Origin of the sequence: Waddlia chondrophila WSU 86-1044 (assembly GCF_000092785.1) — a bacterium.
Taxonomy (GTDB): domain Bacteria; phylum Chlamydiota; class Chlamydiia; order Chlamydiales; family Waddliaceae; genus Waddlia; species Waddlia chondrophila.
In genome coordinates this window covers 1,354,935-1,371,598 of sequence record NC_014225.1, presented here as the reverse complement: position 1 = coordinate 1,371,598, position 16,664 = coordinate 1,354,935, and the positions used below count along the sequence as shown (strand labels likewise).

Genomic DNA, 16,664 nt, shown 5'->3' with positions numbered 1-16,664 from the left:
GCCATTCAATCATTGCCAACATTTATCCTGAATTTGTAGTATCTGCTGAGAGAATTTAATATCAATAGCAGGTTTTTTCAATATGAGCTTTCGTTTGCCAGAGATTAGGTTAGATAAGGGGGAATTTACTTATGAAGGTGAAACCCCGGTTTTCATTGATCATAATGGCACTCGCCATTATGAAATTGGTAAAATTCAAGAACAGCTGCTTTTTTTAGGAATGCAGCTCCAAAGAGATCTGGATATTCAAGAATTACAGAAAAAAGACCGCGAAGTCTCTCTCTTAAAAGAGGAGTCTTTGGAGATGCAGCAATTGGTTGAGAGAAATTTCTTTCGAGGGCGGAGGTTTCAGGCTAACTTAGATAAAATAATTGTGGAAGATGCGAAGGTACGGTTGTATTGGCAGACCCAGGAAAATCAGTTATTGCGCCAACAGATCGATTATTTGAGGAACAGGCAGCAGTTCCTTCAGAGCCCAGTTCCTTCGAGATTTTCTTCCTTTTCTGTTCCTGTCTTGGAAGAAGTAGCGAAAGAGTGGGAAGAAATTCATTCGTGAGATTCGGTATGAAGGATTGATAATATTTTCCATTATTTGTAACCTTTATTGAAAGAATCCAATATCAATAGCAGGTTTTTCGTTATGAGCTCTTACTTTCCGGATATCAAATTAGATCAAGGAATGTTTACTTACAAAGACAACGTTCCGGTTTTCATCGATCAAGAAGGTACTCTCAACTATGAAGTTGGTAAAACTCAAGAACAGTTGCTTTTTTTAGGAATGCAGTTTCAAAAAAATTTGGATGCCCCGGCATTAAAAGAAAAAGATTATCAGATTACCCTGTTAAAAGAGGAATCTTTAAAAATGCGGCAATTGATTAAGGATAATTTCTTGCGGGATCGGAAATTTCAAGCTAACCTAGATGAAGAGATTATGGGAATGATGAAAATGCAAGCGTTCCAGCAAGGATGCTTAGCTCAACAAGCTAAAGATTTTCAGGAGATGAAATCAGCTTTTCAAAAAGGTGTCGATTTCAATGCGGAAAGGACAGAAGCTTTTGTCAACTACTTGATACAGGAAAATGAATCGTTGCGTGAGCAAGCTCATCAACTTTCACATTCCGACTCTAATGAAGATGCGCTCAAAGAGCATACGGGAGGAGCTCATAATTGATCAAGGAATTGTCATCGAAAGGCAGGGAAATTGAAACTCTGTAGGGAATTCTCTGCGAAACATAGAAAATGAATGCGTCTTTTTCCAAACGGGGGGATTGGATTTCTTTAACATCGAAGACGCCATATCGTCTAAGAGCATTCAAGGGAAGCTCTAGCATTTCCTTCTCCGCTTCGATATCTTTTTGGTAGGTTTTCTTATATTTTTCTGGATGAGTAATGACCCAATACTGTTCCCCTTTTAGCAAAAAATTGGCAGCCTTGGCCAATTTAAGAAGGTTTTTTTCTTCCAGAAGCTCCGGTATAGACTGAATAAGGGTCTTAATGCAGAAATGTGTTTTGGAAATCCCATGCGCTGTTGCCACCACTTTTGGATGCCCGTTTTTATCAACCAAACATTCAATGCGTTCACATCCGGTTTTGAAAGTATGGGATTTGCCTTCAGGGAATTTATCCATTATCTTCTGGCTTGAGAAGTCAATTTTATAGATGCTTTCTTTTTGAAAGGATCGAATTTGCTCTAAAGATAACAACTGATTTCCTTTTTAAACTAGATGAACTCATTCCTATATTCAAATTCGGAAATTTTAATCAATAAAAAATTCCCAAGAGTTATTTTCAAACCATATCGATTGGTCAAGAGGGATGAGTTGCGAGCTGTCATCTTTTATTCCCCAGAGAACAATCTGTCCAGTCCCTGGATTGACGACTAAGGAAAAGTGAATGGCATTGATTCCATCTGCCCAATTTGTATCGGCGATGTGGATAGCAGAAGCGTGTAATTTCTCTTTTAACGGATTGGGTAAAGATGTATAGATTTGTTGATCGATTTGTGTTTCGAGAATCTGAAGGGGAAGTTTAATGCTGGAATTCAACTTTATCATCAGCTCTAGAATCGATTGCCTAAATTCTTTTATGCTTTGGCTCTTAGGCAGCTGATCCATTTGTTCAATAAAGGCTGTTTTATCTGTTTTGGAAACCAGATTGGCTGCCAGTCGCTGAATGACAGCTTCTCTTGCATCTTTTGAAAGAGGGGATTCTGAAATTTCCACTCCCTTTTGCAAAACGTTTTGTTTGATCCATTCTGCAGGTTCTGAACTTTTTGTCCAAGCTGGTAATAGAGTGGGATGTCCGGGCAAAAATGTGAACGCGTGTACATAGGGGATGCGGATAGGGGTGCATAAATCGGGATGGGTTTCAATATTTTTGATGGATGGGGAAGTTGAATTTCTAAGCATGAGGATGAGTGATTGCAGTAGCTCTTCACCATTTTTAGGGGTAAGACGGGCACGCGCTTTGAGGTCAGGCTGCTCAAAATAAATCTGCAAAACCTTGTGCAAGCTGTTTCCGCTTTTTGTGATCCAAGGAGTATAAGAGAGGTGTTTTAGTTGATTGAGAACTTCGGGAATATCGCCGTTTGGCGGGTAGTAGTCAATCAAAGAGTCCACGAGGAACAGTTCAGATTCAACGTAACTTTCGAGTTCGTTGAGCGTTTGCTGAATCTTTGTCCATTGAGAGCCGTCGAGATTCATACGCATCTCTTTTCCCACTTCGTCGACTGTTCTCAAAATGAACGATTGGTACGCTTTTGGATGATCCAGACGCAGCCATCTTGAAGGTTTGCGACGGCCATCTTTGTCATAGAGGACAAAAGCTCCCTCTGTTGATTGTTCTCCCGCCACGCAGTCGGAAGTGATATGTGGATCCCATTGGAGATGTATTTTTTCATTCAAATGCCGGTTGAACAACGCGGCAGCTTGATGGCGCATTTCCTTGCGTGTGGTAAGCGATTGTTTGAGATATTTGGCTAATACCCGTTGCGAGGACTTCAAGATTGCCGATCTTACCATGCTCTTATCGTCTGCTTCTGCCATGCAGGCGATCGCATTTTCCCAGACCTGGAGCAAAGGATTGCACTCTTGAGCTTCATAGGCAAAAACAGCGTGAAGATAGAGTTCGGAAAGGGCTGTTTTTTTGTTGATAGGAAGTGCTTTTGCTTGTTTGACAAGCGCTTGTAAAAGCTCTTTCAATGTGATATCTACGTAAGGCTGCTCCTTTGTGAATAGAGATTTTGTGATTTTGATCTTCTCTATGCCGATCGCTGTTTTTACGGCGATCACACCTGGTATTTTGCTCAAGGGGATTAATCTTCCATTTGGAAGGAGAAGGCGCCCTGTACGGCTGATCCGTACTTTTTCCGATAGGTTTTGATCTCCGATTCTTAAGATAAAAGGGAAATCGACATAGACACCCTCCACATTTCGCGTTAATTTACTTTCTGCAATTAGCTGCTGAAAATCTTTCAGGCAAAGCTCTAAATGGGAATTCAGCAAACTGATTGCAAGAGGCGTTGCAAAACATGAACCATCTTTTCCCTGTCTTAACATCGTTAAAAGAGAAGCCAATGCAGTCCGAGCTGCATCGAGATCTTGCAATTCATCCGCTGGAGAAAGTCCTAAAGTTGTTCGAATCACAATATTTGCCGGCGTTTCCGAAGACTTAGGTTTTTTTATTTGAGATAGTTTTTCTCTCAAAGAAGGGGAGTGTTTCAATTGTTTCAGTATGCGTAATATGCAGGATTCATAGTTTAGGGGAGATTTGATGAATGCTGCAATCAAAGGGTCTGCCAATCCAATATTGAAGTGTCCCGTGCTTGAAAGGAGAAAATAGGACAGTTCAATCGGCAGCCGGTTGCGATAAGCAATTTCATGATTTTGCAGTTTGGCTTTCCTATGCTTTCTTTTATATTTAGCTAACGCAGCTTTTCTGTTTTCTATAACATTGAGAAACTGGGTTTCTATCCACAAGAAATCATCGTGTGAATTTGCGGATTGGTAGACGGTGTCTGGATCTTTATCCAAAAGATGGATATACATGCCGAGAATGGGCGAAGGAAAGAGATTGGCTTCTGATGCGATTTTCAGTCCGTAGCTCATATAAGAAGTTCTTTGGCATCCGCATTTGAGCTCTATTAGCGTTGCCAGGTCATAGAGCTGTTCAATGAGTAAGGGGTGATTAAACTTTAAAATTTCATCCCAAGGAAAACCGTTTTTGGATTTCAACTTTTCGGCCAATTCCACAAATCCTTGGCTTTTCAAGTGTTCTAATGACATCTGAGGGGCTAAAATGGATTGTGAGACGTTTTGCGTACACTTGCTGGATTCGTCGCAGTCATTATGATGCTTGGCCACCGGATGGCGCAGCCTTTTTGTTGAAGGTCGGAAAGAGTATGAAAGTGTTTTTTCCCTCATCGATTGGATCATCTCTACAAGATGAGGTGGTATGACGCGGCTGAAGCCGAAAGTTTCCAATTGCCTGGGTTCTTTGCAATCAATAGAACTGATTGGGTCATTCATTAAAACATCCGCATTTTTAACGAAGGTAGACACGTCGATCTTGGGTCGACTTTTACTTACTTTTTTTCAATTTGCAGACGGGAAACGATAAGATACAACGGCGGTGATCGGTGGCCTTGGTAGATAGGGCCTTCGATAACGATCACTTTTTTTTCCCGCGCAGACGACAAAATTTTCTCTTTCAGCCCTTCTGCCAATGACAGCTGCGAACCGTCGGGAAGCGCCGCATATTCTCCTGGCGCAACTTGGATTGGGCTGATGAGGTTGAATCTTGTATTATCTCCCAATGATATGAGCGCAGCTCCTTCTCCTTGAGGAACACCGCGGCCCCTTACACGTACGCGTAATTCACTGAGTCCAACGCCAACGAGTTGCAGCTGCGTTTTGATTGCCTGATAAGTAAATGTTGATTTTGGATTCCATTTGATCTTTGCACTTCCCGCTTTAGCATTCACATCTATGGATTCAACCTGCTTCAAGCTTTCAAACCGTTTTTTTATCAGCTCAGCGCATCGATCATCGCAAAGGTAGCTGTTCCAAGAGATGAAGACTTCAAGAACTTCGCCTTGAAGTTGCGGCGAATAAAATGCCAATACGCTGAAACTTAGAAAAATGAGTTTTTTGAAATACACGATCACACCTCTTACTCTATCATTAACTTTTATCGGGGATATTTGTCAAATTAAATGCTATCGGCTATTCTCAGTATAGTTAAGAGAGATAGGCTTATGGCTTGTAGAACAAAAATTATCTGCACAATAGGTCCTGCTGTCAATACGTATGATAAAATTTGCGCATTGATCAAAGCGGGAATGAATGTCGCTAGGCTAAATTTTAGCCACGGGTCTTATGAAGAGCATTTTTCCGTCATTGAAATGCTGAAGCGCGCCAGAAAGGAATTGCAGGTGCCTCTTGCGATTTTATTGGATACAAGCGGGCCGGAAGTGCGTGTCGGTAAAATTCAAGATGGCGAGATAAAAGTTAACAAAGGGGAACGGTTAAGGCTTCTCGACAAAGAAGTACTCGGCGGTAATGGAGTGATCTCGGTGAACCCCCCAGGAATCCTCAAAGGCCTTTCCGTTGGTGCTCAAGTTTTATTTGATGATGGATATATTTCATCTCGTGTCAAGGAAGTTGCTGAGGAATGGGTTGAGTTAGAAATTGAGAATTATGGAGTTTTGAAGGGGGGAAAGGGGGTCAATATCCCCAATGTGAGTTTGAATCTGCCTTCGGTCACTGAGAAAGATGTCAAAGATATTGAATTCGGGTGTAGAAATGGCATTGATTGGATAGCGGTTTCATTCGTCAGAACTCCAGAAAATATCATCACAGTGAAGAATTTGCTTGAATCGAACCGCTGTTCGCATGTCTTGGTGATTGCAAAAATTGAAAATCATGAAGGGATTGAGCATTTCGATTCAATCCTGCAAATTTCAGATGGCGTGATGATTGCTCGCGGGGATTTGGGTGTTGAAATTCCTCTTAGCCATGTTCCCCGTTTGCAAAAAGAGATGATTCGCAAATGCTATCTTGCAGGCAAACCTTCAGTGACAGCCACTCAAATGTTGGAATCTATGATCAATAACCCTCGCCCTACACGGGCAGAAGTTTCTGATGTGGCGAATGCGATTTATGACAGTACGTCTGCTGTGATGTTGTCAGGGGAGACGGCTATTGGAAAGTATCCGATTGAAGCAGTTGAAATGATGAGAGACATTATTTCCGAAGCAGAGACGGATTTTGATTACCGTTCTCTTTTTGAGCTGCACTCTTCGATCAGCTATAATGATGTCCCTTCATCAGTTACCTTGGCTACGGTCAAAACCGCCTACAGTTCAGGAGCGAAGGCGATTTTCGCTTTCACAAGCGGCGGGGGAACAGCGCGTCTGCTTTCTCGTTTGCGTCCAGAACTTCCTATCGTTGCGATGACCCCTAAGGAAAATTTTTATCATCAGCTTTCGTTGAATTGGGGAGTGATTCCCTTTTTGGGCAAGGAGTCGAAGACCTTTGAAGAGGGATTCGAGCAAGTGAGCCAATTTGCACTAAAGAACCATATTCTCTCTTATGGAGATCTTGCCATTGCGACAGCCGGATCCACATTCGGCATCAAAGGAACAACAAATATGATGATTGTAGAGCACATCGGAGACGTGCTTGTGCGCGGCCATCTCGGAGAGGGTGAGAAGGTTTATGGAAATGTTAAATTTTTACGCTCTCCTTCTGAAGGGTTGCAGCCGTATCATGTTAGAGGGGCTTTGATCGTTATCACCAAATGCGATGAGAGCTATCTTCCTTATATTCAAGAATCTGCGGGTGTTATTTTGCAGAATCACATCGATGACGAGGCTTCAGAGATGTTTGCCATCGAGCAAGCAGGCCTTTTTCACAAGCCGACAATTGTCAGGGCAGATGCTGCGGCTTATATTTTGAAAGAAGGACAGCTTGTGACTCTGGATCCCGGCAAAGCTTTGATTTACAAAGGTGTAGTGATTTAAGAGCCGCTAGTCTTGAATTTTGCTAAAGTCCAATAATTGCTCAAAAAGAGAAAAAACTCTTTGCAGCAAAGCGATCCGGTTTTCTTTTATTTTTTCGTCTTCATCAAGAATCCGTACTTCGTTAAACAGACGGGCCAGGGACGGCTGCATCTGAGCAATTAACTGATATGCCTGAGCGTAATGTTGATGACTAAGAGCTTCTTCGAATTTCTCTTTGGTGGAGTCTAAGGTTTTATCAAGTTCTTTTTCCGCATCTTTAAGAAGAAGGCCTTTATCAAAAGCCACGGCAGAGTGATTAGCGAGCTGTCCTTTGGCGCGTTTATAGACTTCATAGAGTTTTGGAAATTCTTCGCTGCTTGCTCTGAACTCATGCAGGGCCTGCACCCGGCAAAAAGTATCGTAAATATCGTCGAATCCGCAAGCGATGCTTGCTTCCACTTCATCTTTGGTAAAGCCGTATTCCTGAAAAATGGATTTGATGCGGTTGGTGAAAAAATCCATCACTTCTTTGATCACTTGATCTTTGGATGAAAGATGCATTGGATCAAAATTGCGCGTGCACTTATCCAAAATGTTTTTTAGAGGCAGGCGAAATTTTTTGGCAATGACTAATCTAATGATGCTGAGTACTTGTCTTCTCAGCGCATAAGGGTCTTTGGAAGATGTCGGTTTTAATCCGGCTGAAAAGCAGCTGAGAAGGTTGTCGATTTTTTCCGCCAAACACAACACAGATCCTGTTTCCGAAGTTGGAAGAGGAGCGTTTTCTCCTTTGGGCATCCAGTGTTCTTCGATCGCTTGAGCAACTTCAGGTTTTTCTCCATGAGCCAGCGCATAATAGCGGCCGATTGTTCCCTGCAGTTCGGGAAATTCAAAGACCATATCAGAGACAAGATCGCATTTACAGAGGCGAGCTGCTCGATGAACGTTCTTTAAAGAGCTAATTTGAAGATGTTCTTGCAACACTTCCACATGCCCTTCCAAGCGCAAAACCTTCTCGTAAATGGATCCGAGTCCGGAGAGATAAGTGACAGCTTTGAGCTTTTCATTGAACGATTCGAATGGCACGCCGAGGTCTTTTTCATAAAGGAAGACTCCATCGGAAAGTCTTGCAGACAGAACTTTTTGGTTGCCCCTGATCATGTTTTCCGTCGGCAGGGTGTTGCATGTGATCACAAATTGAGGTTTTAGTTTTCCATTTTCGTCAGCAACCGGAAAATATTTTTGGTGTTCGACCATTTCTGAAATCAGCACTTCCTGAGGGATTTTGAGAAAATTCTCATCGAAATTTCCTTTGGCAACCATTGGCCACTCGACAAGGTTGAGGACTTGAGGAATCACAGCATCTCTTTCGATGACGTGAAGGCCAAGCTGATTTTCTAAAGTGTTAAGCTGTTTGATGATTTCTTGCTTCCTTTCAGCAGGATCGGCAAGAATTCGATGTTCTCTTAAGGTTTCCAAATACGATTGCGGATTTAGAATCTCAAATGGATCTGGATCCAACTGCCGATGTCCTCTGGAGGCATTTCCGCTGATCAGATCACCAACAATGAAAGGCACAACTTCGGTTCCGATCATGGCAACAATCCATTGAAGAGGGCGCGCGTAGCTGATCTCTAGATCTCCCCATTTCATTTTTTTGGGAAATTCGAGGTTTAAAATGATCGATGGAAGAGAGTCTGCCAGGATGCGGGCAGCACTTTTTCCCGGAGTTTTCACTTTGGCAAATAAATACGCGCTCCCTTTGACTTCACGGATCTCAATCTCTTCATCATTTTCAATAGCGGTACGGTCAAGCAATTCTTTGCCAATTGATTTGAGGAAACCAGCACCAGCAGGTTTAAGCGTTCCATCTTCGTTGAAAGCTCTGTCCAGAGGAGGTCCGCGCCGCTCTTCGACCGCTTCGCTGATGGTCAATTGCAGGTTCTCCACAACCACCGAGAGGCGGCGCGGAGTGCCGTAGACATTTAGTTTTTCGTAGCTAAGATTTTCTTTGTTAAGAAGTTCTATAATCGCTGATTCTAGGTTTCGCAAGCCGATCGGTACAAATGCGGCAGGAAGTTCCTCGGAGCCGATTTCCAATAAGAAGTGATCTTTTGTGCCTTCCGGCATTTTAAGAAGCGCTTCGTTCATTGGAGGCAGAGACCCCATTTCCCGCTTAATCGAAGGGAATTTTTCTAAAAGGGGAAACTCTTGCAGTTTTCTGTTTTCGACATAACTTTCTGCAATCATTTTAGCCAGGTCCCGGATTCTGCCGATATACTGGGTTCTTTCTGTGACAGAAATTGCTCCACGGGCATCCAGAATGTTAAAGGCGTGCGAGGCTTTGATGACAAAGTCGTAGGCTGGCAGCGGCAATTTTTTCCCGATCAGCTTTTTCGCCTCTTTTTCGTAAAAGTTGAAGTTTGTCAACCACATTTCTGTCGTCGCTTCCTCAAAATTATAGCGGCTGAATTCAACTTCATTGCGGTGGTAGATATCGCCGTACGTTAAGTGTTCGTTCCATTTCAGGTCGAACATGTTGTCGACGTTTTGCAAGTACATAGCGATCCGTTCAAGTCCGTAGGTGAGCTCTCCTGTAACGGGTTTTAGAGAAAGTCCGCCAACGCTTTGGAAGTAGGTGTATTGAGTGATCTCCATGCCGTCCATCCAGACTTCCCAGCCTAATCCCCAAGCGCCGATCGTCGGATTCTCCCAGTCATCGTGGACGAAGCGGATATCATGCTGGGAAAGATCGACCCCGATCGCTTTCAACGAATCGAGGTACTGCTGCTGCATGTCGGAGGGGGAGGGCTTCAAGATCACCTGGTACTGGAAGTAGTGTTGGACACGGTTGGGATTTTCTCCGTAGCGTCCATCAGTTGGACGCCGGCAGGGTTCTACATAAGCGGCGCGATAAGGTTCCGGCCCCAGGCATCTTAAAAATGTCGCAGGGTTCATCGTTCCCGCCCCCATTTCCAAATCGTATCCTTGATGAATAATGCAGCCTTTTTCTTCCCAGTAGGCGGACAGTCGTCTGATAATCTCTTGAAATGTAATCATGGTCTCTCTCTTGAATGAGCGCCGATTTTATCAAATCTGTTTATCTGATCCAAGTAAAACTTGACTTTACAGGTGATTCACATAGAAGATATCGAGTATGAATATGGACTGGAATCAAGTAGAGCAAGACAAGTTCAATTATCAGGATTATCAATATCCTGAAGTGTCTGTGGTGATCCCTTGCTTTAATCACTGTGCTAAGATCGCTTTGACCCTTGACAGCATTTTAGGGCAGAATTACTTCAAATACGAAGTGTTGGTCATCGATGCCGGTTCGACAGACCGTACTCTTGAGGTTGTTAAGAGCTATCGAGATGAACGGATCCGCATCTACTCTGTTTCCGGCTATAAAAGATACGAAATGCTGAACAAAGGGATTTCGCAAGCATCTGGAAGTTATGTCAACTGTTTATTCCCAGGCGATTTTTATATTTATCCTGATGCGCTGCTATTTATTATGGAAACTGCGCTTGATCGCAATTTGCCGGATCTTGTGTATTGCGGAACTTTGCTTAGAGATGGGCGCTCCGATCCAAAAATTTTATATCGTGAAATGACTTTGAACCTTCTGAAAAGGGGGCAGCAGCCCACAAGCTTGCAATCTTGTTGGTTCAAAACGGAAACAATCCGTAGCCTTGGAAAATTCAACACGAATTACAAGCTTAGGGGAGGATATGAGTTGATATGCAGGTTTATGGCTCATCCCGGCCTTCGTGCTGTTTCGACAAAGAGGGTGTTAACCGATTACGATTTAAGGCATGTAACGCGTGCGATGGTGTTTAGCCATTTTATCGAAACTTTAAAGATTGTTCGGCAATATTTCGGCCTGAAAGCGATGATCCGTTGGCTTTTTATTCAAAAGGATTTTAAGCGGCTGCTTAAAATTTGGTGGCGCCAGGTTAAAATGGCTTTTATTGGAGCCCATCAATAATATTTGATAAATTAAAAATATTTTTTGTATAATAAAATAGGTTCATAAGGGAATGTCTTCGAGGTGTTTATGAGTGAAGTTTTGCAAAAATTCGAAAAGCTTGCAGATGCGTTGGTAAAAGATCTAAAGGACGGCGATCAGAGTGAAATGGAGACTTTCGAGTCTTATGTTCAGAGGACTAAGCATGAAATCATGGATGAAATGATGGCGTTTCAAGATAGCTTTACTCAAGGTTACGAGGTCATTTTGTCCGAGCTGGCGAGCAATAAGAAAGAAGGCGGTCTTCCTCCTGGAGCTATGAGGATGTAGCGTTATCGATGAGTTCCTGATATTTTTGAGCGTGTGTGCTTGATGTTGCCAGGCAGATAGCTCCTGCTATTGTAAGCAGTCCTGAAATCGGAAGCGTTAAAAAGAAGGCAAAAATTGTTGCGACACTGGCTTTGATCTTTGTGTCTTGCCATTTCAGATCGAAAGTTCTCGCAGGAGAAATTTCGTGGCTTCCGAAAGCCGCTCTGGCAAATCCTAAGAAAGCTTCGCCAAATTGTTCGCGCGAAGGTCGCTGCTGTCTGCCAATGTGCCTGTAAACTGAAAATCTAATCTATTTGTCATGATAACATTCCTAAATAAAAAGAATTTTTATTTTTATTTTAAAATATTTTTTTAAATCAAAAATAAACATTATGTTAATATTTCATTAATCCTCAATGAATAGCATAAGAATGCCGCCGATTGTGTAAAAGGCAACAACAACGGCAAGTCCAATGCGCATGCTGCCATACTCCAGAATTAACCAGCTGACGATCCACGGACCTAAAAAACTGGTTGCTTTTCCTGAAAGTGCAAAAAATCCGAACATTTCATTGTATAGGTGCTTAGGGGCTAAATGTGCCATTAAAGAGCGGCTGCTCGCTTGCAGGGGCCCGACAAACAATCCAGCGAATAAAGCGAGGATCCAAAAAAGGAGCTTATAAGGAATGAGAAGAATCCACAATGTCGGAAGTGTTATGCCGGCAAGGCTAATCAGAATGAGTTTGCGCGGGCCGATCCGGTCGTCGATCCAGGCAAAGCCAACAGCTCCAATACCGGCGCTGATATTGGTCATGATACCGAATAAAAGAATTTCCGATTGCGGCATATTGAAAGTTGTGGCAGCGTACACGCCTCCGAAAGCAAATAAAGTGGTCAATCCGTCCATATAAAACATGCGTGCGATCAGGAATTTCACGATCTCTTTGTATTGTTTCATTTGACGCAAAGTTTCTATTAGCTGCTTCATGCCGTAAAAAACCGCTTTCAAAAGCGGTTTTCCAAGGCCTGATGTAGGAGGAGTAAAAAGGAATAAGGGAATGGAAAAGATTAGATACCATGCAGCGCAGAAGAAAAACGTGAGTTGAACGGGATAACCGAATTGTATGATTAAAAGGGAGATCAGAAGAGAGAGCATCCCTCCGGCATAACCTAGACCCCAGCCCCAGCCCGACCAGCGCCCAATGTGCGAATGGGGAGCAAGGTTGGGCAGCATGGCGTTGTAGAAGACGAATGCAAGCTCAGAAGCGGCAATTGCCGTGGTTAATACAGTCAAAAGAGAAAAAAGGTTGCCGATGGGAGGTTTTGCAAAAGATAAAGTTCCTGTGCAAACAATGCAGAGAAGGGTAAAAAGGCCTAGCCATGCTTTTCTTTTTCCACCATGATCGGCCACTGCGCCTAAAATTGGGCCAAGGATTGCGATGATAAGTGCTGCTGTGCCGTTAATGCCGCCCCATAAAGCGCTGCCGATTGCCGGATCTGAAGTGAGTTGTTGAGTAAAATACACGGCGAAAATGAATGTCTGGATGATAGCGGAAAATGCACTATTCGCCCAGTCATACAACGCCCAGGAAAGAAGATTTTTGCGATCTCTTAACATAAAAGAATCCTATACTCGAAGACTGCTCAACTGTCAAATAATTAGATTTAGACCATTATTAATAAGTGCCTTAAATGCTGTTTAAGGCAGGTTTGATGGTCAATAAATTAAAATAATGATATAATAGGAAATTAAGGAAATAATATACCGTTTATTATTCGAAAATAAATTTGACATCTCCTAAAACTGCATCTTAGGGGGTGGCGGGAGCCCCCATTGCTCGGAATCTATCTCCAACTCGAGATCTAAAACAACTCCCTAAAGTGCTCCCAGGATCTAGACCCGATAAAGTACGGAAAAACCCAAAAATTGCTTGACGGAACTCATAGAAATCCGAGTAGTACGTATTATAAACCACTGTTTCTTTCATCCACTTCCACAGTCGTTCGATTGGGTTCAAGTTTGGGCTATAGGGAGGGAGAAAGTGGAGTTGAATTTTAGAATTTTTTAGATATTTTGTAACCTCCCGGTTCCGATAATATGGGGCATTATCACAGAAAACGTGTATCCGGGTTTTCCCTGAATAATGTTGTTCAAGAGACTGAAAAAAGCGGATAGTCGCATCAGCATTTAACGTTTTGTCCTCTTGAAGAAATACTTTGTAAGATAGGATATCAATGGAACCGGTCAAATTAAGTCTGGATCTACCTGTATTTGCAGGTATCAGTTTGTCTACACCTTTTTTAATCCATCCATATCCAAGTTGAACGTTGTGAGTAGGGTGAACACCGTCCGTGAAGCAAATCGTTTCATCACCAGGAAGATTTGCCTTGAATTTTGCATATGCGTCGATCCATTTCTGCTGTTCATCTTTGTCGGCTTTTCCTGGCACAAGCTTGGGTTTTTTGTAAGAAAATCCATGTCTTTTAAGCCAAGATGTCATTCCTGGTATCGAATAATGATGGCCAAATCTCACGTTCACATATGCAACAATGCTGGTAACGTGGAGATAGGTGTATTCAAGCAAGTGCTTCTCGAGTTCACTGGATTCTGAATCAGAAAGCTTTTCCATGCTGCCGCCACCTTCAGGCCGTAATTTTTTATGGCTCTGATATTCTTTGATATGATTACGAATAGCACCCTCAGAGAGTAGCAGAGCTTCGGCAATCTCCGGAAAGGTCCACCCTTTATCGTAAAGCAGTATTGCCTTAATACGATCGCAAATACGTCGATCTCTTTCGAATCGATGTTGTGCCTGAAGTTGTTCTCTTTCTTGTTTTGTGAGAAATTGCATGCTAACAGCATGCTGGGAAGTCGATTTAGCAACAAGTAAAATTTTCATTCATGAACGGTATACAGGTTTTCCATGAGCAGCCGGCAAGATGCCAATCCAAAAATTGCGACTCTAGCTTTGCAGCGGTTAAGAGATGCAAGCGAGCAGATCCCCTCTGAAAATAAAAGCGAGGGGCTGGGGGGGATTTTGCGTGAAGTGAAGGATGCGAACGAAAAAATCTCAAAGTGTGAAAAAAGCTATCAGGAACAAGCGGAAATTCTCAATAAAACGATTGCTCACAGCATTTCTAATTTCGTTGATAAAGAACTCGTTGACATGGAAGATGAACTAAGGAATCCGCTTCACTGCAATCCTATGGATGACGAATCGATCAAGAATACCTATGAAGGGCTGATGCGCATGAAGGAAAAGCTGATCGATTTATACGACCTTGTCTCTAGATGGGGATGGTCTCACCTTAGGCAAGTGCAGCGGGAAAGAATTGCGGAAGTGTATGAAAAAGTGGACTCCTTTGCCTCTAAAACAGGCAAGGTTCTAGAAGAAATGGCAGTGCATTGCCCTGATCCCGAGAAAAAGCGGCTGATGAAATTTCACGATCTTTTTGAATCTGTCGTCCATTTGGGCAGCGACCGGATTAATCCAGATGAAATATTCGCAGGGAATTGATTCTCAATAACCTATCTCTTTTGTTCAACGATTTCTTTGATCTTCTTGGAAAATTATCCAAAAATATTTAGTATGAGGCAACTAGATTAATCGGAGATCGTATGGACCCGTTACATACTATCGGCGAAGTGGTCCAATATATAGAAGACAATCACTCTAACCCGAAAGCTTTTAATTTCTTTGAAGAAGGCGAGTGGAAGCACTTGTCGACGGAGCAGTTCCTTTTTGATCTGAAACGTTTAACATACGGTTTAATCAGCCAAGGGCTGAGACGGGGAGATAAAGTTGGCATACTTGCGCATTCTTCGCCTCAATGGAATTTGGCGGATTTTGCGATCATCATGGCCGGTGGTGTCTCTGTTCCTTTATTTGTAAAAATTGCGAGTGAAAGTTTTATTTACGAGGTCGCTCAAGCAAATACCCGTTTTCTTTTTGTCCAAGGAAAGGACCAATGGGAGATGTATGAAAAGCATCGCAATCTCTTTGAAAAAGTGATCGGTCTTGACGATCCGGGCGAGATTGTCGGCGCCATGAAATATCATGAGATCCTTAAAGAAGGAGAAAAGCTGTGGGAGGCTAAGCCTCGATTGTGGAAAGAGCTGCAGTCACGGTTAAAAAGTGATGATTTAGCGACCATCATCTATACAGCGGGCAGCATGGGAATGCCGAAGGGAGTGATGCTCACTCATTTGAATTTATGCCATTTAATTTCAGGCGATATTTTTCATTGGAAACCCCAAGAACAAAAGTACTTAAGCATTCTACCATTGGCTCATGTCTTTGCGCGGCAGATCAATTTAATCCTGATCTCATGGGGAGTTCCCATTTACTATTTAAACGATTTGTCGCAGCTAACAAATGTTTGTAAAGAGCTCAATCCTTCATTAATGATCGTTGTTCCCAGATTGTTGGAAAAAATGTACGATGCAATGAACGCTAAAGTCAGAGGGATACGGAGCAAACTACTGCGTGGAATCAGTTTATGGGCATTTAAACTTGCTAGAGATCCTGGCGAATCTATCATCAAGAACTGGGTATTGAGACCAATTGCAGATTATTTAGTCTATCGAAAATTGAGAAGATCGCTTGGAGATCAATGGGAGGTGATCCTTTGCGGAGGCGCTGCTCTTGACCACGGATTGAATCGGTTTTATGTGCGCATCGGATTGCCGATTTACGAAGGATGGGGATTGACAGAAGGATCGACTGCGTGTGTCAACTATCCCGGAGAGGTCAAAATCGGTACGGTAGGGCCGCCATTGCCGGGAGTAAAGGTCAAACTTGGAGAGAACGATGAGATTCTATTAGGCGGTCCAACAGTGATGAAAGGGTATTATCGGAATCCAGAGGCAACCGAGGCGGTTTTAGATGATGAAGGTTGGCTTCACACAGGCGATAAGGGAAAAATCGACGAGAAGGGGCGCTTAAGCATTGTTGGGAGAGTGAAAGAGCAGTTTAAGCTTTCTTCTGGAGAGTATCTGTCTCCTAGCCGTATTGAGCATATGTTGAATCAACACCCATTAGTTGACCTGTCTATGGTCATTGGAGAAAAGAGAAAATACGCTGCTTGTCTTTTGTTTGTGGATCACGCAGGTTTAAAAAGATTGAGAAAAGAGACAGGTCAAAGCGAAGTCTCTGATGAAGAATTATTAGAGTCTGAGAAAGTAAGGCGGGAGATGGAAGTCTTTTTGGACAGCGTCAATAAGAGAATCAACCATTGGGAGAAGCTTGTGAAGTGGAAATTCATTATGGACGCCCCTTCTATTGAAAACGGCGAGCTGACCCCGACATTAAAACTCAGACGCAGTAACATTTTGGAAAAATATGAGGATGTTGTTGAAGCTATTTATTCAGTTGAGGAGTGATG

13 protein-coding genes are annotated in these 16,664 nt (G+C 42.8%); 7 read left to right on the top strand and 6 right to left on the bottom strand.

The features are described from left to right. The first annotated feature begins 82 nt into the window (after positions 1 to 82). Entirely contained in the window at positions 83 to 556 is a 474-nt protein-coding gene (locus WCW_RS06230; protein WP_013182351.1) for a hypothetical protein, read from the top strand. Between the two features lie 84 nt (positions 557 to 640). Beyond that, positions 641 to 1,171 carry a hypothetical protein gene (locus tag WCW_RS06225; protein WP_013182350.1) on the top strand — a complete coding sequence of 177 codons (531 nt, stop codon included), beginning with the start codon at positions 641 to 643 and terminating at the stop codon, positions 1,169 to 1,171. Here WCW_RS06225 and WCW_RS06220 read toward each other — a convergent pair. The 3 genes from WCW_RS06220 to WCW_RS06210 all read right to left on the bottom strand — a co-directional run bounded on the left by WCW_RS06220 (position 1,140) and on the right by WCW_RS06210 (position 5,158). Beyond that, on the bottom strand, positions 1,140 to 1,628 hold the full coding sequence (locus WCW_RS06220) for a hypothetical protein (protein WP_013182349.1): 489 nt from the start codon (positions 1,626 to 1,628) through the stop codon (positions 1,140 to 1,142). The genes WCW_RS06225 and WCW_RS06220 overlap by 32 nt on opposite strands. Before the next feature lie 129 nt (positions 1,629 to 1,757). Further along, positions 1,758 to 4,526: a hypothetical protein gene (locus tag WCW_RS06215; RefSeq protein ID WP_013182348.1), complete on the bottom strand. Its 2,769-nt coding sequence runs from the start codon at positions 4,524 to 4,526 to the stop codon at positions 1,758 to 1,760. Positions 4,527 to 4,582: 56 nt separating this feature from the next. Then, entirely contained in the window at positions 4,583 to 5,158 is a 576-nt protein-coding gene (locus WCW_RS06210) for a heavy-metal-associated domain-containing protein (protein ID WP_013182347.1), read from the bottom strand. A gap of 96 nt (positions 5,159 to 5,254) precedes the next feature. On the opposite strand from WCW_RS06210, the gene pyk reads away from it, so the two are divergent. Continuing rightward, positions 5,255 to 7,021 carry a pyruvate kinase gene (gene pyk, locus WCW_RS06205; RefSeq protein ID WP_041941558.1) on the top strand — a complete coding sequence of 589 codons (1,767 nt, stop codon included), beginning with the start codon at positions 5,255 to 5,257 and terminating at the stop codon, positions 7,019 to 7,021. 6 nt (positions 7,022 to 7,027) lie between these two features. Here the strand turns inward: pyk and WCW_RS06200 are convergent, their stop codons facing one another. Beyond that, a complete protein-coding gene (locus tag WCW_RS06200; protein ID WP_013182345.1) occupies positions 7,028 to 10,060 on the bottom strand; it encodes a glycine--tRNA ligase in 3,033 nt (1,010 codons plus the stop codon). Between the two features lie 97 nt (positions 10,061 to 10,157). On the opposite strand from WCW_RS06200, the gene WCW_RS06195 reads away from it, so the two are divergent. Together WCW_RS06195 and WCW_RS06190 are read left to right on the top strand one after the other, a co-directional pair. Next, entirely contained in the window at positions 10,158 to 10,991 is an 834-nt protein-coding gene (locus tag WCW_RS06195; RefSeq protein WP_013182344.1) for a glycosyltransferase, read from the top strand. 69 nt (positions 10,992 to 11,060) lie between these two features. Further along, a complete protein-coding gene (locus tag WCW_RS06190) occupies positions 11,061 to 11,300 on the top strand; it encodes a hypothetical protein (protein WP_041941557.1) in 240 nt (79 codons plus the stop codon). 385 nt (positions 11,301 to 11,685) lie between these two features. On the opposite strand, the gene WCW_RS06180 is transcribed toward WCW_RS06190, so the two are convergent. Continuing rightward, entirely contained in the window at positions 11,686 to 12,897 is a 1,212-nt protein-coding gene (locus WCW_RS06180) for an MFS transporter (protein WP_013182342.1), read from the bottom strand. 193 nt (positions 12,898 to 13,090) lie between these two features. Continuing rightward, a complete protein-coding gene (locus WCW_RS06175; RefSeq protein ID WP_013181751.1) occupies positions 13,091 to 14,179 on the bottom strand; it encodes an IS630 family transposase in 1,089 nt (362 codons plus the stop codon). Positions 14,180 to 14,203: 24 nt separating this feature from the next. Here WCW_RS06175 and WCW_RS06170 point away from each other — a divergent pair, with 24 nt between their 5' ends. Beyond that, a complete protein-coding gene (locus tag WCW_RS06170) occupies positions 14,204 to 14,797 on the top strand; it encodes a hypothetical protein (RefSeq protein WP_013182341.1) in 594 nt (197 codons plus the stop codon). 101 nt (positions 14,798 to 14,898) lie between these two features. Then, a complete protein-coding gene (locus WCW_RS06165; RefSeq protein WP_013182340.1) occupies positions 14,899 to 16,662 on the top strand; it encodes an AMP-dependent synthetase/ligase in 1,764 nt (587 codons plus the stop codon). Positions 16,663 to 16,664: the final 2 nt, after the last annotated feature.